Below are 17,337 nucleotides of genomic sequence, written 5' to 3' on the forward strand. Positions count from 1 at the left end.
CGCCGGACGCCCGCACAGCGGTGGGCGCCCCGCGCGGGCGCGTACCGGCGCAGGGCACGCGCCGGCCGCCGTGACCTGAACGCCGCCGGGACCGCCGCGCCCGAGCGCCGTCCGGCCCCCTGCCGGTGCCGGACGGTCAGGCCCGGCCGCCTCCGCTCACCCCGCCGCGTCCGTACCCGGCGGGGCGAGCCGGGCCCCGGGCTACCGCCCGAGCCACACCGTCGTGTCCGGCCCCAGCCGGCCGTCCTCCAGCGGGGCGCTGCTCAGCAGCACCTCACCGGCGGGCAGCGGGACCGCCGCGCCGGACAGGTTCGTCACGCAGCGCCAGCCCTCGCAGCGGTCGAACTGGAGCACGCCGTCGGGGGCGTCCGCCGCCCAGGTCAGCTCCTCGCCGTCGAGCAGTTTGCGGCGCAGCTTCAGGGCCGTGCGGTACAGCTCCAGGGTCGAGCCCTCGACGCCGTCCTGCGCCTCGACGGCGTAGGCGGCGAAGCCGGGCGGCTGCGGCAGCCAGGCGCCGCCCGGACCGAAGCCGTACGACGGTCCGGTCGTGGTCCACGGCAGCGGCACCCGGCAGCCGTCGCGGCCCTTGCGGACGTGGCCCGTCTGCTCCCAGATGGGGTCCTGGAGCACCTCGGTGGGCAGGTCGGCGACCTCGGGCAGGCCGAGCTCCTCGCCCTGGTAGACGTAGGCCGAGCCGGGCAGCGCCAGCATCAGCAGGGTGGCCGCCCTGGGCCGGCGCAGCCCGGCCGCCTCGTCGACGGCCGGGGCGTGACCGCCGGAGAGCAGCCAGGCGTTGAGGTCGGTGCCGGGCGGGAGCATCAGCCGGGAAGCGTGGCGGACGACGTCGTGGTTGGACAGCACCCAGGTGGCCGAGGCACCCGCCGCCCGGGCGGTGGCCAGCGACTCGGTGATGACCTGCCTCAGCTCGGCCGCGTCCCAACCGGCCTCCAGGTACTCGAAGTTGAAGGCCTGGCCAAGCTCGTCCGGACGGGCGTACAGCGCGCGCCGGGCCCCTGGCACCCACGCCTCGGCGACGGCCATCCGGGGCGGGCGGTAGGCGTCCAGGATCTTGCGCCAGTCGCGGTAGATCTCGTGCACGTCGTCGCGGTCGTAGAAGGGGTGCGAGCCGGGCGGCATGCCGGTGAGGGCCTCCTCGCGGCTCAGCTCGGGCGCGCCGAGGTCGCGCAGCGGTTCGCTCAGGTCCTTGACGAGGGCGTGGGCGACATCGACCCGGAAGCCGTCGACCCCGCGGTCGGACCAGAAGCGCAGGGTGGTGCGGTAGTCGGCGCGGACCTCCTGATTCTCCCAGTTGAGGTCGGGCTGTTCGGGGGCGAACAGGTGCAGGTACCACTGGCCGTCCGGGACCCGTTTCCAGGCGCTGCCGCCGAAGACGGACTGCCAGTCGGTGGGCGGGAGTTCGCCGCGCTCGCCGCGGCCGTCGCGGAAGACGTACCGGTCGCGGGCCGCGGATCCGGGCCCGGAGCGCAGGGCCTCCTGGAACCAGGCGTGCTGGTCCGAGGAGTGGTTGGGCACGATGTCGACGATGACCTTCAGTCCGAGCCGGTGGGCCTCGGCGACCAGGGCGTCGAAGTCGTCGAGCGTGCCCAGGCGCGGGTCGACGCCGCGGGGGTCGGCGACGTCGTAGCCGCCGTCGGCCAGCTCGGACGGGTAGAAGGGGCTCAGCCACAGGGCGTCCACGCCCAGGGCGGCGAGGTGGGTCAGGCGTCGGGTGATACCGCGCAGGTCGCCGAGGCCGTCACCGTCGGCGTCGGCAAAGCTGCGGGGATAGATCTGGTACACGACGGCCTGGCGCCACCAGTCGGGGTCCCGGGACGACAGGTCGAGGGTGGAGCGATCGGTCACGCGGTCTCCTTCGCAGGGCATACGGGCGACAGCATTGAATCTGTCCAGAATGCCGGAAAAAGGAACCATGGCATCGATCGGAGTAATCCATTCCCGCTGTGATGAAAGTGTGATGACGGAGCAACTCTCATTGCATACCCGCAGGTTGACAGCCTGCTGCGGCACGGCCACGATGGGGGCGCACTGAGGCGCATGTGACCAATGAGCCCAGTGTTTCTCAGACCACTCACCCCGGTGTGGCCCCCGGCAGCCGTGCGCCGCGCGCTGCCCGCTTGCCGTCACCCGGGTTCAGGCACACGCCAAGAAACGGGATACCCCTATGTCCATAGCGAGACGTGTCACCGCGCGCCGCCTGCTGGGGACGGGCGCCGCGGCCCTCGCCCTGTGCGCCGCATCCGCCACCACCGCGTTCGCCACCGGTACGCCCGGCGGGGACGGCTGGTCGTCCGGCGGCACCTACAAGCCCGGGACCGGCGCGGGCACGGAGACCGGGACCGACCGCTGCCAGTTCTCGCTCGACGGCGTGAACTTCTTCGACTCGGTGAAGGTCGACGACCAGAACCTGAAGCCGACCGAGGACGGCAAGGTCCACGTCAAGGTCCGCACGGCCGGCGACGCGACGACGTGCACGGCCTCCCTGGCCTCCTACCTCGCGCACGGGGCGACCTTCGAGACCTCCGGCGAGCAGGTGTTCGTCGACTTCGACACGGTCACGGTCAAGCCGGGCGGCACCGACTCGCTCGACATCGCCATCCCGGACAAGGGCTGCTTCGGGCAGATCGACCTCTACCGGGGCGCGGTGAAGTTCGACGGCGACCTCGAGGCGAAGGACGGCTTCGAGCACGGCGAGCTGCCCAAGGGTCCGGACCGTCCGGTCATCAAGGACAGGCTGATCGCGGCCTGGAACGGCGGCACGAAGGACTGCACGACGACGCCTCCGCCGGCGGAGCCTCCGGCGAGCTCGACGCCCCCGGCCACCCCCTCGAAGCCGGCCGAGGGGACCACGCCGCCGGCCACCCCGTCGGAGCCCGCCGAGCCCTCGACGCCCCCCGCCACGGAAACGGACACCCCCACCCCGTCCGCCTCCGAGTCGACGACGCCCCCGGCCCCCAAGCCGAACGGCGGCGGTGGCGACCTCGCCGAGACGGGCGCCAACAGCAGCACGGGCCCGATCGCCATCGGCGCGGCCGCACTGCTCGCGGGCGGCGCGGCGATCGTCCTCACCACCCGCCGCCGCGCGGCGAAGCGCAACGCCGCTTAGTCGCTCAGCGCACCCCCCCGCCCTGACGGTGTCCCACCAGGACCCGTCAGGGCGGGGTCTTCGAACGGGCAGCGCTACACCGTCTCCAGGTACAGATTCACGTACCGCTCCACATCCACATCCAACGCCACCTCCACCAGCGGCTGCTCGCGCATGCCCTCGTGGATCTCGGACTCCCCGAGCCGTGGCCGGCGGTCGACGATCGTCTGGCCGCGCGCGGGACCCGGGGCCAGGACGACCTCGACCGGCAGGCGCTCGGTGGTCAGGCCCTTCGGGTCGACGACCGCGCAGACCGCACCCGCGTCACCGAGGCCGCCCGTGGGCGTGGGATCGCCCGACGTGGCCGGGTCCCGGTGGGCGAGCAGCTCACCGGCCATCCGCAGGCTCGGCTCGGCGCTCGACCGCAGCCGCTCCACCTCCCCCGCGGACACCAGAACCTTCTTGAACACGTCCAGGCCGTACATCGTGATCGGCACACCCGCGGTGAGCAGGACCGCGGCGGCCTCCGGGTCGTGCCACACGTTGAACTCCGCGACCGGCGTGGCATTCCCGGTCGCGACCGCTCCGCCCATGAACACGATCCGCTCGATGTTGCGGGTCACCTCGGGGTGCGTCCGCAGCAGCAGCGCGATGTTCGTCAGGGGCGCCATGGGAATCAGCGTGACCGGCCTCGGCGAGGCGAGGATCTCGCGACGCAGCAGCGTCACCGCGTCCACGTCGACCGGCACGCGGGTCGGCGCGGGCAGCCCCAGATCGCCCATCCCGTCCTGCCCGTGCACATGCCGTGCCGTCCGCACGGGCTCGATCAGCGGACGCTCGGCACCCCGGGCGACGGGGATGTCACCGGCACCGGCCACCTCCAGCACGGTCAGGGTGTTGCGGACCACGCCGTCCACGTCCGTGTTCCCGGCCACGCAGGTGATCGCCCGCACGTCGAGTGCCGGGTGCCGTACGGCGAACAGCAGGGCGAGGGCGTCGTCGACGCCGGTGTCGCAGTCGATGATCACCGGAATACGCTGACCGTCCGTCACGACTGGGCCTCCTTCCGCTCCGGCCGCTCCGGGGTGGAGCGGTACCCGCGACCCTACGGCCCGGGGTGGTGATGGTTTCGGCGCGGGCCGCCGATCGTTGTCGGAGAGAGCCGACGAAGGAGATCCGCCATGCCCGAACCAGGACCCGCCAAGCAGCCCACGACCGAGCTCGACGCCCGTTACAGTTCCGCGCTCAATCCGCGCCCGGGTGCCTCGGACGTCACCGCCACCGACTGGGCCGAGGCCCAGCGGCATCTGGCGGCCGCCGAGATCTTCTGGGTGTCCACCGTGCGGCCCGGCGGCAGACTGCACGTCACGCCCTGCATCGCCGCCTGGCACGACGGAGCGCTGTACTTCTCCACCGGCAGGGAGGAACAGAAGGCGAGGAACCTCGCGCACGACGCGCACTGCGCCCTGACCACCGGCGCGAACTCACTCGCCCGGGGGCTCGACCTCGTGGTCGAGGGCACGGCGGAGCCGGTCACCGACCCGGCGCTGCTGGAGGAGGTGATCACGGCGTACGAGACGAAGTACGGGCCGCACATCACCTCCCCCGAGGGCACCTTCCACGGCATCGGAGACGCGATCCGGAGCGGGGACGACGTGGTGTTCGCGCTGGCACCGGCGACGGCGTACGGCTTCGGCCGCGACAACGGGGTCTTCAGCCACACACGTTGGGCGTTCTGAGCCCGCTCAGACGGCTGCCGGTTCCCACAGGCCGGTGGCGCGGGCCGCTACCCGGTCCCCGATACGGCGCAGCAGCTCGGCAGCGGGGAGGGGGTCCGGGCGGTGCCCGTCACGCAACCGGGGTGCCACGAGGCCGGCGGCGGCCTCCCGACCGCCGATCACCGCCTGGTACGGGACGAGCCGGGCCTCGCGGACACGGGCGGCGAGGGTGCCGTGCTCGGGGCCGGACACCTCGGCGCGCAGGCCGAGTCCGCGGGCGCGGCGGACGAGTTCGTGGGCGTGGCCCGCCTGGTCGTCGCCCACCGGGAGCACCACCAGCTGCACGGGTGCCAGCCAGGGCGGGAAGGCTCCGCCGTGGGCCTCGACGAGGTGGGCGACCGCGCGCTCCACGCTGCCGATGACGCTGCGGTGCACCATGACCGGGCGGTGCTTCGCCCCGTCGGGGCCGATGTAGTGCAGGTCGAAGCGTTCGGGCTGGTGGAAGTCGATCTGGACGGTGGAGAGGGTGGCCTCCCGCCCGGCGGGGTCGGCGATCTGCACGTCGATCTTCGGGCCGTAGAAGGCCGCCTCGCCCTCGGCGGCCTCGTAGGGGATGCCCGAGCCGTCCAGGACTTCGCGCAGCAGGGCGGTGGCCCGCCGCCACAGGTCCGGGTCCGCCACGTACTTGCCGCCCCCGACGGGCAGGGAGAGACGGTGGCGGGCCGCACGGATGCCCAGGTCCGCGTAGGCCCGGCCGATCAGCTCCAGCGCGGCACGCGCCTCCTCGACGGCCTGTTCCAGGGTGCAGAAGATGTGCGCGTCGTTGAGGGTGATGGCCCGTACCCGGGTCAGGCCACCGAGGACGCCGGACAGCTCCGAGCGGTACATGCCTCCCAACTCCGCCATGCGGAGGGGCAGTTCGCGGTAGCTGCGGGAGCGGGAACGGTAGATCAGGGCGTGGTGCGGGCACAGGCTCGGGCGGAGCAGGACCTGCTCCGAGCCGAGGTCCATCGGCGGGAACATGTCCTCGCTGTAGTGGTCCCAGTGCCCGGAGATCTCGTACAGCTCGCGTTTGCCGAGGACGGGTGAGTACACGTGCCGGTAGCCGGCCCGCTGTTCCGCCTCGCGGACGTACTCCTCCAGGGTGTGCCGCACGATCGCGCCGTCGGGCAGCCAGTACGGCAGCCCCGCGCCCATCAGCGGGTCGGTGTCGAAGAGGTGCAGTTCACGGCCGAGCCGTCGGTGGTCGTGCATGTGGTCGTGCATGGCGGGCTCCTCGCGTCTTGAGGCGAGCACCGCACGGCGAAGCCCCGGGGCACTCGCCCCGGGGCTTCGGACATCTGCGTCAGCTGTCAGCGCGCCGGGACACTCTCCGGCGTCGTCGTGAGAGACGGGAACGGCTTGGCGCGCTTCATGGGCGGGACCGTAACAGAAGGACGGCGGGCGGGGCGACGGCTTTACGGCGGGCACCGGCAGCGCGTGCGCCCCCTCACCCGAACAGCCCGTCGCACTGGTGTGCCGCCCCTCGTGGTGGTGCCGTAAAAGCACGTACCCGATCTTGGAGAGCCCGCCCGTCCCGAGGCACCTCCATGAACTTCCCGCAGGAGGCCCTCCGATGCCCCAGCCCCCGGCCGGCCGACGCGGTGCAGGTGCCCGCGTCCTCCTCGCCACCGCGCTGTCCGTGACGGCACTGCCGGCCACGGCCGCCTGTTCCGTCCAGGACGAGCCGCGGCCACGGTGGTTCTCCGCCTCCGCCACCCCCACCGGCGCGTCGCCCGCCGGCGAGCGGCCCGCGCGCTCCGGGGCCGGCCTCACCGAGGCCCAGGCGCAGGCGGCGCTGATCACCGCGGTCGATCTGGGGGAGCCGTGGGGACCGACGCGGGGTGCCAGGACCTGGCGCGACGGGCTGCTCAAGGCGACCACGCAGGACCGTGACTGCCAGCGGCTGCTCGACGTCCTCTACACGGAGGAGCCCTTCGGCGCCCCGGCCGGCCCGCGGGCGACGGTCGCGTTCGACGACGCCGACAGCGACGCCCAGTTGCGCTACCACGTCGCCGCCCATCCCTCTGCGGAGGTCGACCGCGCCCTGGCCTGGCTGAAGTCGCTGCCGGGGAAATGCGGCGAGTTCACGGCCGCCACCGCGCGCGGCAGCGTCCAGACCGTCCAGGTCGGCGACATGCCGCTGCCGCCGGTGGGGGACGCCCGGCAGGCCCTGCGGGTCACCCTGACCGGCGAGACGGAGGAGGGGGAGCTGACGTACCTCACGATGGACCTCGCGGCCGTGCGGGTCGGGGAGGAGGCGATCACGCTGACCAACGCCGGTCTCGACGAGGTGCACGAGGAGGTCACGCGGCAGACCGCGGAACTCGGGGCACAACGCCTGTCCGAGATCAGGAAGCAGGGGGAAGCACGGATCTGACCGGCGCCGGCCGGATCTCAGTAGCGGTCGAAACGCCTGCGGTGGGCGATCACGTCGCGGGCCGCGTCGAGGGCCGTGCAGCCGCGCGCGAAGGCGTCTGCCCGGAGCCGCGCGAGCGCGTCGTCGGCGTTCATGCCGAGCTGCGCCATGATCATGCCGACGGCCTGGTAGACCTCCTCGTGGTCCGCGCCCAGCCCGCTCAGCCAGGGCTCCTCGTCCCGCCACTCGGCCTCGGCCTCGCGCGGCAGCGCCATCAGGGCCACCGTCATGACACCGGCCACCAGCCGGGCCACGTGCAGTTGCCGGTCGGTGAGCCCGCCGGGGCTGTCGCGGTACAGGTCGAGGGTGCCCACGCACACCGCGTCGCTGCCCAGCGGCACCGCGTACACCGCCCGCACCCCGGCCTCAGTGGCCTGCTGGGCGAAGACCGGCCAGCGGCCCGCGTCACGGCCGGTCGTCAGATCGCAGGCGAGCACGGGTGCCCCGTCCTCCACCGCGCTCTGGCAGGGGCCGTCGCCCAGCGTCGCCTGGATCTGCGCCAGGTGCGCGGCGTGCGCGCTGCTCGCGCTCAGCTGGACGGGCATGCCGTCGCTGCGCAGCGACACGCTCGCGCCGTCCACCGGCAGCAGTTCGACGGCCACCTCGCACAGCCGTCCCGGGACCTCTCCCGGCTCGGCGCCGCGCACGCCCCTGGCGATCACATCGGCGGCCCGGATCCCGTCCAGGTCCAGGTCACCCCCGGTGCGGCGGGGACCGGGGTCGCCGCCCGGTGCGCCTCGGGGATCGTCCCTGGGCCGCACGACCACCGCCTCCTTCGATCACCGGCCTTCACATCGACGCTCTTCCGGGCCGGGCCCGCCGGCCGCGGGCTGGGCCGGTGGGCACCGCCCGCCCGGGCCGGCCGGTGTGCGGCGGCCGCCGGGCCCTCCTGGAATCGTGCCCCGACGTCCTCCCGGAATCGTGCCCCGACTACCCGTCGCAGATGGGGCGAAACCCGTGCGACGGGCCACCGCCGCGGGTCCGGCCCTCAGCGCTTCTCGTACGGGTTGTCCGGCTGCCGCACCCGCCGTACGGAGGTGGCGTCGAGGACCGGCGGCCAGGCGGCGTCCGAGCCCAGCTCGCCCTCCGGGTGCCAGGTGCCGGTGACCGTGACCCAGGTGTCGACGGGCGGGGCGCCGGTGCCGCGCACCTCGGCCTTGGCGGTGGTGGCGTCGGCGGCGCAGCAGGAGACGAGGAGGCGGGTGATGTACCAGGTGCCGTCGGCGTCGCGGGTGACGAAGCCGGTGAGCCGGACCGTGCGGCCCGTCAGGGAACGGCCGCTGTCGTAGACCGCCCGGGAGCCGAAGTCGCCGAGGGTGAGGTCGAGCGGGTTCCCGGCCGGCAGGGCCGGGAAGGTGCCGATGCCCCGGGCCGCACGCCGGTCGGCCTCGCGTTCCGCGCTGTAGGAGCCGAGGGCGGGCGGCGGGAACAGCAGCAGGGCCAGGGCGGGGAGCGTGAGGAACCAGGCGACGCGGGGTCCGGCGGGGCCGTGGGTGTGGCCGGGGTGGGAGTAAAGATCCTCCGGGTCCTCGGAGCTCTCCGGGTTCTCCCGGTTCTCCGGGTTCTCCGGGTTCTCCGGGTTCTCCGGCTTCTCCGGATGCTCCGGGTCCCCCGGATACTCCGGGTCCTCCTGCTCACCCGCCGTCCGCACCAGCACCGCCGTCACCACCGCGAGCAGTGCCAGCACCACCCCCGACACCACCAGATACGGCCGCAGCCCGACCTGCACGTACCGCAGATACAGGTCGCTGAAGAGCGACACCCGCAGGATCGCCGCGCCCACGAGGGCGAGCAGTACGGCCGGTCCGTAGCGCCTCACAGCAGCCACCACCCCACCAGGACGCTGCTCGCGACCGCCACCAGCCAGGTCACGGAGGAGAACCGCAGCGCGAAGGACCTGCCGAACGTGCCCGTCTGGAGCGCGATCAGCTTCAGGTCGACCATCGGCCCGACCACCATGAACGCCAGCCGCGCCGTGGGCGAGAAGCCGCTCAGCGACGCCGCCACGAACGCGTCGGCCTCACTGCACACGCACAGCACGACCGCCAGTACGGCCAGCAGCAGCACCGACAGCCAGGCCGACCCGGTGAACACCTCCAGCACCGACGTCGGTACGACGATGCCGAAGGTCGCCGCGGCCGCCGCGCCGAGCACGAGGAAACCGCCGGCGTGCAGGAAGTCGTGCTGGAGGCCGGAGACGAAGGCACGCGGCCCGCCGCCCGGCTCGTGCGCGGTGCCGCGCTTCGGCGGCCGCAGCCACTCCTCCCGCCCGAACCGCGCCCACAGCCACCCCATCACCACGGCCGTGGCGAGCGAGGCGACCAGCCGGCCGAGGACCATCTCCGGCTGCCCCGGGAAGGCGACGGAGGTCGCCACCAGCACCACGGGGTTGATCGCGGGCGCGGACAGCAGGAAGGCGAGGGCGGCCGCCGGGGCGACACCCCGCCGCATCAGGCTGCCCGCCACCGGCACGGACGCGCACTCGCAGCCGGGCAGAACGACCCCCGCCGCCCCCGCGACCGGCACGGCGAGCACCGTACGGCGGGGCAGCAACCGCTGGAAGACCCGCTCGGGCACGAACGCGCCGATCGCCGCCGACACGACCGTGCCCAGCAGCAGGAAGGGCACGCCCTGGACGGTGATCGCGGTGAACACCGTCCACCAGGCCGCGACGGGTGGCGTGTAGAGATCGAGCGCCAGCATCGGCCCGAGGACCGACACGACCGTCCCGATGGCGATCAGCGCGGCGCCCCCGAGGACGGCGTACACCAGGGCCCGCAGGCCCAGTCGTATGCCGTCGGCCATCGTCCGTTGGTTCTCCACGTGCCCCGCCCCGGTCGTTCGCGTCCCGGGAGGAGGCTAACCCGCACGAGCGTGCGAGGCCCCTGTGGCCTCACAAAGGTGGCTGTGCGGGAGCGGGCCCGAGGGTGGTGGTGCCGGGGGCCGTACGGTGGCCGAGACCCGTCCGGTAGGCGTCCAGGGCCGCCTCCACCCGCCCGGTGCGGCGCAGCAGGTCGCCGAGCAGGCGGCACAGGTCGGCCAGGTCGCCGGCCGCGCCCGCCCGCTCCAGCAGGCTCAGGGCGCGGACGTAGTGCTCCTCGGCGTCCTCGGTGCGGCGGGCGTCCTCGGCGATGATGCCGAGGAGGCGGTGCGCGGCGGCGGAGTGGACGGCGCCGCGCTCGGGGGACAGGTCGTCGAGGACGCCGTGCAGCAGGGCCGCCGCCTCGTCGGACTCGCCGCGCCGGTGGAGCACGTCGGCCAGTTCGACGGCGACCTGGCTGCTGTAGAGGGCGGCGCGCTTGGCCGACAGCATGCCGAGGGCCTCCCGCAGCTCGGCCTCCGCCCGCTCCAGTTGGCCGTCCTGGGCGTAGACGTAGCCGCGCATCCAGTGGCAGTGGGCGAGTTCGGTGCGGATCTGGAGGCTCCGGTACAGCTCGGCCGCCTTGGCCAGCGAGGCGTCGGCCTCGGCGAGGCGGCCCTCGGCGACCAGGGTGCGGGCGACCGACCGGTGCATGCGCGCGACCAGGGCCGGGTCGCCGGACTGCGGGGCGAGTGCCAGGGCGAGCTCGGCGGCCTGGGCGGCGCGGGCGTGCGCGCCCATGTCCATGTACGGCCCGATGGCGCTGGAGTAGAGCAGCAAGAGGGCGTCCGGGTCGTGCAGCCCGCCGCGATTCAGCTCGTCGAGGGTGGTCTCCAGCAGGTAGACGGCGTACCGGAGTTCCCCGGCGAGATAGTGCGCGACGGCCCGCCCGCGCAGCGCCGGGACCCGTGCGAGCAGCGGCGCGCCGGCCAGGCAGGCCTCGGCCCGCTCGAAGTACTGCCGGCCGGCCACGAGCTCACCCGTCTCCAGGGCGCACTCGCCGAGCCCGAGCAGCGCGGCGGCCTGCTCCCCGGCCAGCTCCTGCGTCTCGGCCTCGACGAGCAGCTCGGCGTACTGCTCGGCCGCCGCCTCGGCCTCACCGACGGTGAAGACGCGCTGGGCCTCGGTCAGCCGCAGCCGTAACTCGGTCACGAGCCGGGCCGAACGCCCGGTGGCGAGCTCGTCGAAGGCGACACCGAGCCGCCCGGCGAGATGCCGCAGGGCGTCGTCGGAGGGCCGCACCCGGCCCGACTCCAGGGTGGAGACATAGGCGGGGGTGTACACGGGCTCCGCCAACTGCCGCTGTGTCAGCCCGCGTTCGACCCGCAACCGCTGCACCCGGCGTCCGATGGTCCCCGGATCATCCCGCTCCCCCACCCCAACTCCCCCTGCCCCTCTTGCCGTTCGGCTCCGACAGCCCCTAGGTTAAACCGAGAGTTAAACGCGCTTAACACGCTGCTGTCGTAGTCGCCGCCCCTGTTGCGAGGTCGCCGTGCTCGAACGCCCACGCACCGCCGAGCGGTATGCCCGAGGCTTCGCCGCCGCCGTCGTCGCCGTCGCGACCCTACTGCTCGCGGCGAACGCGGGGCCGGCGAGAGCGGCGGAGCCGCCGGAACTCCGCGGTGTCCAGTTCGAGGCCGAGGGCGGCGGGGGCACCCCCTAAGGCCGTGTCACGCTTCGGGGATCAGCCGAGGGCGTCCCGTCGCGCCGTGCCCGACCCGCGACCGCCTGCGCGCCCTCCGGCACGACCACGCGGACGAGGTCACCGTCTTCAGCGCGCACGACCCGTGGGAGCTTTCCCGCCTCGCGGCTCCGGGCACGTCACCTGAGGCGTGATGCGCCGAACCAAAGACGAACAGCGCCATCCCTGCCCGATTCCGGGCAGAAATGTAGATCTTTAGGGGGCCCGACCCTAGGGTGATCACTCATGATCACCCTGGACGCCATATCGCCGCCTTCGGCATCCGGCTCCGCGCTCGGACAGTGAGCCGCGCGATCCACGCATCCACCCGAGCGAAAGGACATCCGCATGCGCCCGCTCCCCACCAGCACCGAGGCCGTGGTCTTCGACTGCGACGGCCTGCTGGTCGACACCGAAGCCTGCTGGACCGTGGCGGAATCGGCCATCTTCGCGGCACACGGCCATCCCTTCGGCCCTGAACAGAAGGCGCTGGTCATCGGCCGTACCGTGGAGGCCGCTGGAGAGGCCATGGCGCAGTACCTCGGGCGCCCCCGCGCCGGCGCCGAGCTCGCCGCCGAACTCCTCGAAAGGGTCCGCCAAGAGCTGTCCCGAGGCGCCGCGGCCCTCCCCGGGGCGGTGGAACTGGTGCGCGCCTGCCGGGCGGCCGTACCCATCGCCGTAGCCAGCAACAGCCCCCGGGAGCTTCTGGACGTGGCCCTGCGGTCGGCCGGTCTCGCCGACTGCTTCACGTACTCCTTCGCCGCCGACGAAGTGCGCTCCCCCAAGCCCGCACCGGAGCTCTACCTCACGGCGTGCGAGGCACTCGGCACGACTCCCCGACGCTCCGTCGCCTTCGAGGACTCGGCCACGGGCGTCGCCTCGGCACGTGCCGCCGGTCTCTACGTCGCGGTGGTGCCGTCTCTTCAGGGAGCCGACCTCGACCACGACTGGCGGGGGACCAGCCTGCTCGATCCCGGACTGCTGGCGTGGGCCGGAGGACTGCGAGGCGCGCCCCACTGAACCACTCCTACCCACGCACACCAACAGTGCCCGACGCCAACTGCGCCTGTACACCGGCGTCTTGATTTCCGGTTCCCGGTTGTCAGTGGAGTGATCTAGCCTGCGCAGGCTGATCACCTCTTCCTGCTGATCACTTTCGTTCCGGGGGGTTCGAAAACCGTGCACAGACGCACTCTCTCGGCCGCGACGACGCTCGCGGTCCTCTTCAGCTCGGTCGCACTGGTCGCGACCGGCGCAGGGTCGGCGGTGGCCGACTCCAGTACGACCCTGCCCCTGAAGTCCACCGGCGACATCGTCGTCGACGGGGTCCACCAGCGGGTCTTCATCAGCGATCCGACGGCCGGCCAGGTCGTCGTCACCGATTACGCGGGCACGGTCGTCGCCACCGTCGGTTCGCTGCCCGGCGTCCACGGCCTGGAGCTGTCGCCCGACTCGGGCACCCTGTACGCGGCCGTGCACGACGCGACCGCGATCGTCGCGATCGACACGGCCACGGCGACCGAGAACCGTCGCTGGTCCACGGGCCAGGGCGCCGGCCCGGCGTACGTCGCCCTGGCCGGCGGCAAGCTGTGGTTCAGCTACGGCGCTTCCGGCGACGGCAACATCGGCTCGCTCGACCCGAACGCCACCGACCCGGGCCTGACCCTGGGCCAGGACACCAGCCGCACCTTCTACGAGGCCCCGATCCTGGACGCCTCCCCGGGCGCCCCGGGCACGCTCGCCGCGGGCGCGCCGGGCCAGAGCCCGGTCGAACTCGCCGTGTACGACGTCTCGTCCGGTACGGCGACCCGTACCGCGTACGCACGCGACCCGGGCGACACGGGCGGCGGCAATCTCCAGGATCTCGCGGTCACGCCGGACGGCAAGGGCGTCGTCACGGCCAGCGGCGCCCCGTACTACCAGCCGGTCTACAAGCTCTCGGACCTGTCCGCGGACGGCAAGTACGTCACGAACACCTATCCGAACGCGGTGGACATCGCCCCGAACGGCGACGTCGCGGCGGGCACGTTCTCCTGGTACGACCCGGACGTCCATGTCTTCAAGCCGGGCACGTCGTTGCCGCTGAAGCAGTACGACTTCCCCAACACCGGCACCAGCAGCGGCTCCGACACCCTGGCCCCGGCGGGCCTGGCCTGGGCACCCGACGAGAGCAAGCTGTTCGCGATCTCCCAGAACGACGACAACGTCTACTCGCTGCGGATCCTCGACGCCCCGGCGAAGACGTCGACCACCCTCACGGCGAACGCGCCTGCCACGGCCACGCGCGCCAAGTCCCTCACCCTCACCGGCACACTGTCCTCCTCGGCGGCGTTCCCGGCGGGCACGAAGGTGTCCGTCACCCGCACCGACGACGAGTCGCCCTCCGGCAAGCCCCTCGGCACGGCGACGGTCGCCGCCGACGGCTCGTACTCCTTCACGGACACCCCGCCGGCTGGCGGCAAGGTGACGTACACGGTCAGGTACGCGGGCGACGCGGACCACGCGGGCGCCACGGCCTCCGCCTCGACGACCGTGGCCAAGACGGCGACCACGCTGACGCTGAGCAACGACGGCAAGGTGTACGACTACGGCCGTGACGTCACCTTCACCGCGCATCTCGGCACGACGTACAAGAACCGCACGGTCGAGATCTGGGCCGACCCGTACGGCTCCGACAAGCCGAACGCGCTGGTGAAGAAGGGCAAGGTGAACTCGGCCGGCGACCTCTCGGCGACGATCCGCCTGACCCGTGACACGAAGGTCAGCGCGAAGTTCACGGGCGACACCCGGTACGCCCCGAAGACGGTCACCAACTCGGTCTACACCAGGGTCAAGGTCTCGACGTCCCTGAGCGGCTACTACAAGTCGGCGACCGCGTGGAACCAGAAGTACTTCTACTTCCGGAAGTCCAAGGACCCGGTCCACAACACGACGATGTCGATGTACCCGGGCCGCAAGTACCAGCTCCGGGTCCAGCGTTACTCCGACGGCGCGTGGCGCACCACGACCACGGAGTACTTCGCCCTCGACCGCTACGGCAAGGACGCGGCGACACTCGACGGCACGCCGCCGGTCGGTCCGCGTTTCCGGATCCGCTCGTCCTACATCGACACGAAGTCGGGCGACAACGTCAACACGACGACGTACGGCGCGTGGAAGTACTTCGTCTTCACGCGGTGACGAAGGTCATGAAGGCGGCGTAGACCTCCGGAGAGACGGTGAGGATCCCGGCCTCGGGCTTCTTGGAGTCGCGAACGGCGACGCCGGGAGTACCGAGGTCGGCGACCTCGACACAATCGCCCCCCGTATTACCGCTGTACGACGACTTACGCCACCGCGTGTTGGTCAGGTTCTGGCTGCTCCCCATAGCGCTCCTCCATCACACGCGCAATCAGTGCCGCCGAGTCCCTCACCGAGAAGGCAGCGGCCTGCAAGGAAGCGTAACGGCGGGCGGCTTCCCTGACAGTGTCGGGGTTGGCCGTCATGTGGCCCGAGATCATGTCCTCCGTGTACACGATCTCCGGGTCGTCGTCGAAGCGCAGGGCGTTGAACGACCCGACGAGACTGGCGTGTTCACCCGCCCCGAAGGGCAGCACCTGGATGTTCACCCAGCGCTGGTCCCGGAAACTCAACAAGTGCGCGAGTTGGTTGCGCATGATCTCGCGACTGCCGATCGGGCGGTGCAGCGCCGCCTCGTCCAGCACCACGAGTGTCAGCGGCGGCTGCTCGCGCTTCAGGATGCGCTGGCGTTCCAAGCGGGCCGCCACCATGTCGTCGAGGTTGTCCGGCATGCCGGTTGCCAGCACGGCCCGTGCGTACTCCGGCGTCTGTAGCAGCCCGTACACCAACTGGGCCTGGTACGTGGAGATGTAGGTCGCCTTCGCTTCCATCTCCGCATACGCCTGAAACCACGTAGGGAGCTGGCTCCGCAGAACCAGCCCCACCAACCGCGAGAAACACCCGTCCGTCATGAGCGCCGCATCCGCCCGCTCCGCGAACTCCCTGGTCGGGACCTTGTGCGCCGTCTCGATCTGGCCCACCAGCGAGCCCGTGCAGAAGATGCAGTCCCCCAGTTCCTTCTGGGACAGCCCCGCACTCTCCCGGTACCGGCGGAGCTCCGAGCCGAAGTAGTCCAGCGGCGAGGCGGTGGGGTCGAGTCGGCGGATGTTGGGCATGAAGCGGTCACCCCCAGGTCCGAACGCGGCACGGCGTTCATTTCGGTCTGTAGCCGAGAGTAACCACACGACTTCACGCTGGTGGCATGAATCACGTAACTGCCCGCCAAGGCGGCGGACTTGGCGCCAGGTATGGCACGGACTTCACACTGGGTGAACACTCCGCCCGGCACCTGCGCCGCATCCTCAGGGTCTATCTCGCCGGCTGGGAGATGACCGAACTGTGCGACCCGGCCTGTCTCGCGCTCACCGAGCTGGTCGCCAACGTCGTACGCCACACGCCCGACCGGCGCGCCGCGGTGCTGATGACGCGGCGGCCGGACGGGCGTGGGGTGCGCGTGGAGGTCACGGACACCTGCCCGCGGCCGCCGCTGTCCACAGCCGTGGACGAACTCGCCGAGGACGGACGCGGCGTACTCATCGTCGAGACCGTCACGGACCGGTGGGGGTGGCATCCACTGCCCGACCGGCCCGGCAAGACCGTCTGGTTCGAGTGCGACGTGAGGAAAGAATTCGGGGGGTGAATCCAGCGAGCGAATTCTTCAATTCACCCCCCAAAATTTCAGCTACTGTGAATTCTCGCGGGCGCGAATGCAACGCCAGCCGAAGTAACAAACCCCGACCGCTCCACCGGCGGCGCCAACCGCACAGACCGCCGTCGCCCACGCCGCCATGTCCTGCCTGATCCACAACAGACTCACCACGACCAGCGCTATGGAGAACAGCAGGCGTTCTCCATAGCCCGGGCCACGGCGGCCGGTCAGTCCCCGGTAGCCGTGCACTTGTACGTCACGCCCTTCATCTTGATGTCGCGGTACCCCACCTTCACGGTCGGGTTGGCGGGCGCGACATCGGTGCCGCCACCACCGCCGCTCTTCTTACGGCAGTAGTAGCCCAGCGCATCGAGCTTCTTGATGTCGCTCATCGCCTGGTACTTCTTGTAGGAGGCGATCATGGCGGCCCGCTTCTGCGCGGGCGTGGCCTCCTTCGCCTTGGTGTACGCATAGCACCCGATGCTGGCGCCGATCCCCACCCACGAAGCGCCCTTGGCCAGCGCCTTGGTGAGGCCGGCCGCGCCGCTGCCGATCCCGAGGACCGCGCAGATCTCGTCCGCTCCGGCGCGGAGTTCCGGCTGGGCCTGTGCCGCCTGTGCCGCCTGCGCCCCGGCGCCGCACAGCGCGCCGGTCATGGCGAAGGTGACGGCAGCAGAAATTCCCTTGCTTCGTATGCTCACGAAGTCCATCCCCGTTTTCGCGTTTTTTCGAATTGCATGGTCAGTGCGAAAAAGACGCTACCCACCGGGGGCACACGTAAGCAATGGAGAAAATGTGAACATCACCGG

17 protein-coding genes are annotated in these 17,337 nt (G+C 72.0%); 7 read left to right on the forward strand and 10 right to left on the reverse strand.

All coding sequences use genetic code 11. The annotated features are described in order from the left end of the window. Positions 1 to 201: 201 nt before the first annotated feature. On the reverse strand, positions 202 to 1,863 hold the full coding sequence (locus ABFX81_RS09310; RefSeq protein WP_086850387.1) for an alpha-amylase family glycosyl hydrolase: 1,662 nt from the start codon (positions 1,861 to 1,863) through the stop codon (positions 202 to 204). 319 nt (positions 1,864 to 2,182) lie between these two features. Between ABFX81_RS09310 and ABFX81_RS09315 the strand changes: the two genes are divergently transcribed. Continuing rightward, a complete protein-coding gene (locus tag ABFX81_RS09315) occupies positions 2,183 to 3,124 on the forward strand; it encodes an LAETG motif-containing sortase-dependent surface protein (protein WP_346137900.1) in 942 nt (313 codons plus the stop codon). Between the two features lie 74 nt (positions 3,125 to 3,198). On the opposite strand, the gene ABFX81_RS09320 is transcribed toward ABFX81_RS09315, so the two are convergent. Beyond that, the gene (locus ABFX81_RS09320; RefSeq protein WP_086850900.1) at positions 3,199 to 4,155 is read right to left on the reverse strand and encodes a nucleoside hydrolase; all 957 of its coding nucleotides are present in this window, start codon (positions 4,153 to 4,155) and stop codon (positions 3,199 to 3,201) included. A 129-nt stretch (positions 4,156 to 4,284) separates the two neighbouring features. On the opposite strand from ABFX81_RS09320, the gene ABFX81_RS09325 reads away from it, so the two are divergent. Further along, on the forward strand, positions 4,285 to 4,842 hold the full coding sequence (locus ABFX81_RS09325; protein ID WP_086850898.1) for a pyridoxamine 5'-phosphate oxidase family protein: 558 nt from the start codon (positions 4,285 to 4,287) through the stop codon (positions 4,840 to 4,842). A gap of 6 nt (positions 4,843 to 4,848) precedes the next feature. Here ABFX81_RS09325 and thrS read toward each other — a convergent pair whose 3' ends face one another. Next, positions 4,849 to 6,075, reverse strand: coding sequence for a threonine--tRNA ligase (thrS, locus tag ABFX81_RS09330; protein WP_346137991.1), 1,227 nt, complete (start codon positions 6,073 to 6,075; stop codon positions 4,849 to 4,851). A 361-nt stretch (positions 6,076 to 6,436) separates the two neighbouring features. On the opposite strand from thrS, the gene ABFX81_RS09335 reads away from it, so the two are divergent. Continuing rightward, positions 6,437 to 7,240, forward strand: a complete 804-nt coding sequence (locus ABFX81_RS09335) for a hypothetical protein (protein WP_086850895.1) — start codon at positions 6,437 to 6,439, stop codon at positions 7,238 to 7,240. Between the two features lie 17 nt (positions 7,241 to 7,257). Here the strand turns inward: ABFX81_RS09335 and ABFX81_RS09340 are convergent, their stop codons facing one another. The 4 genes from ABFX81_RS09340 to ABFX81_RS09355 form a co-directional block, all read right to left on the reverse strand. Continuing rightward, a complete protein-coding gene (locus ABFX81_RS09340) occupies positions 7,258 to 8,046 on the reverse strand; it encodes a GAF domain-containing protein (RefSeq protein WP_086850893.1) in 789 nt (262 codons plus the stop codon). Between the two features lie 221 nt (positions 8,047 to 8,267). Continuing rightward, positions 8,268 to 9,098 (reverse strand): TIGR03943 family putative permease subunit, encoded by an 831-nt coding sequence (locus ABFX81_RS09345; RefSeq protein WP_086850892.1) that lies wholly within the window; start codon positions 9,096 to 9,098, stop codon positions 8,268 to 8,270. Then, a complete protein-coding gene (locus ABFX81_RS09350) occupies positions 9,095 to 10,084 on the reverse strand; it encodes a permease (protein WP_086850890.1) in 990 nt (329 codons plus the stop codon). The genes ABFX81_RS09345 and ABFX81_RS09350 overlap by 4 nt, the downstream gene beginning before the upstream one ends. A gap of 88 nt (positions 10,085 to 10,172) precedes the next feature. Continuing rightward, positions 10,173 to 11,516, reverse strand: coding sequence for a tetratricopeptide repeat protein (locus ABFX81_RS09355; protein WP_086850888.1), 1,344 nt, complete (start codon positions 11,514 to 11,516; stop codon positions 10,173 to 10,175). A gap of 115 nt (positions 11,517 to 11,631) precedes the next feature. On the opposite strand from ABFX81_RS09355, the gene ABFX81_RS09360 reads away from it, so the two are divergent. From ABFX81_RS09360 to ABFX81_RS09370, 3 genes are all read left to right on the forward strand, one after another. Further along, a complete protein-coding gene (locus tag ABFX81_RS09360) occupies positions 11,632 to 11,802 on the forward strand; it encodes a hypothetical protein (RefSeq protein WP_346137901.1) in 171 nt (56 codons plus the stop codon). 366 nt (positions 11,803 to 12,168) lie between these two features. Further along, positions 12,169 to 12,840 carry an HAD family hydrolase gene (locus ABFX81_RS09365; protein WP_346137902.1) on the forward strand — a complete coding sequence of 224 codons (672 nt, stop codon included), beginning with the start codon at positions 12,169 to 12,171 and terminating at the stop codon, positions 12,838 to 12,840. 159 nt (positions 12,841 to 12,999) lie between these two features. After that, positions 13,000 to 15,000 (forward strand): YncE family protein, encoded by a 2,001-nt coding sequence (locus ABFX81_RS09370; RefSeq protein WP_086849767.1) that lies wholly within the window; start codon positions 13,000 to 13,002, stop codon positions 14,998 to 15,000. On the opposite strand, the gene ABFX81_RS09375 is transcribed toward ABFX81_RS09370, so the two are convergent. After that, positions 14,990 to 15,187, reverse strand: coding sequence for a DUF397 domain-containing protein (locus ABFX81_RS09375; protein ID WP_086849765.1), 198 nt, complete (start codon positions 15,185 to 15,187; stop codon positions 14,990 to 14,992). The genes ABFX81_RS09370 and ABFX81_RS09375 overlap by 11 nt on opposite strands. Next, positions 15,147 to 15,995 carry a Scr1 family TA system antitoxin-like transcriptional regulator gene (locus tag ABFX81_RS09380; RefSeq protein WP_086849763.1) on the reverse strand — a complete coding sequence of 283 codons (849 nt, stop codon included), beginning with the start codon at positions 15,993 to 15,995 and terminating at the stop codon, positions 15,147 to 15,149. The genes ABFX81_RS09375 and ABFX81_RS09380 overlap by 41 nt, the downstream gene beginning before the upstream one ends. 86 nt (positions 15,996 to 16,081) lie before the next feature. Between ABFX81_RS09380 and ABFX81_RS09385 the strand changes: the two genes are divergently transcribed. After that, the gene (locus ABFX81_RS09385) at positions 16,082 to 16,519 is read left to right on the forward strand and encodes an ATP-binding protein (RefSeq protein ID WP_086849760.1); all 438 of its coding nucleotides are present in this window, start codon (positions 16,082 to 16,084) and stop codon (positions 16,517 to 16,519) included. Between the two features lie 236 nt (positions 16,520 to 16,755). On the opposite strand, the gene ABFX81_RS09390 is transcribed toward ABFX81_RS09385, so the two are convergent. Beyond that, positions 16,756 to 17,238: a hypothetical protein gene (locus ABFX81_RS09390; RefSeq protein ID WP_086849756.1), complete on the reverse strand. Its 483-nt coding sequence runs from the start codon at positions 17,236 to 17,238 to the stop codon at positions 16,756 to 16,758. Between the last annotated feature and the right edge of the window lie 99 nt (positions 17,239 to 17,337).

It is taken from the genome of Streptomyces coeruleofuscus (assembly GCF_039532725.1).
Classification (GTDB): domain Bacteria; phylum Actinomycetota; class Actinomycetes; order Streptomycetales; family Streptomycetaceae; genus Streptomyces; species Streptomyces coeruleofuscus.

Excerpts from the sequence above, each read along its gene's own strand:
- ABFX81_RS09315 (WP_346137900.1), top strand. The coding sequence starts at position 2,183 with ATGTCCATAGCGAGACGTGTCACCGCGCGCCGCCTGCTGGGGACGGGC.
- ABFX81_RS09325 (WP_086850898.1), top strand. The coding sequence starts at position 4,285 with ATGCCCGAACCAGGACCCGCCAAGCAGCCCACGACCGAGCTCGACGCC.
- thrS (WP_346137991.1), bottom strand. The coding sequence starts at position 6,075 with ATGCACGACCACCGACGGCTCGGCCGTGAACTGCACCTCTTCGACACC.
- ABFX81_RS09335 (WP_086850895.1), top strand. The coding sequence starts at position 6,437 with ATGCCCCAGCCCCCGGCCGGCCGACGCGGTGCAGGTGCCCGCGTCCTC.
- ABFX81_RS09350 (WP_086850890.1), bottom strand. The coding sequence starts at position 10,084 with ATGGCCGACGGCATACGACTGGGCCTGCGGGCCCTGGTGTACGCCGTC.
- ABFX81_RS09365 (WP_346137902.1), top strand. The coding sequence starts at position 12,169 with ATGCGCCCGCTCCCCACCAGCACCGAGGCCGTGGTCTTCGACTGCGAC.
- ABFX81_RS09375 (WP_086849765.1), bottom strand. The coding sequence starts at position 15,187 with ATGGGGAGCAGCCAGAACCTGACCAACACGCGGTGGCGTAAGTCGTCG.
- ABFX81_RS09380 (WP_086849763.1), bottom strand. The coding sequence starts at position 15,995 with ATGCCCAACATCCGCCGACTCGACCCCACCGCCTCGCCGCTGGACTAC.
- ABFX81_RS09385 (WP_086849760.1), top strand. The coding sequence starts at position 16,082 with ATGAATCACGTAACTGCCCGCCAAGGCGGCGGACTTGGCGCCAGGTAT.
- ABFX81_RS09390 (WP_086849756.1), bottom strand. The coding sequence starts at position 17,238 with ATGGACTTCGTGAGCATACGAAGCAAGGGAATTTCTGCTGCCGTCACC.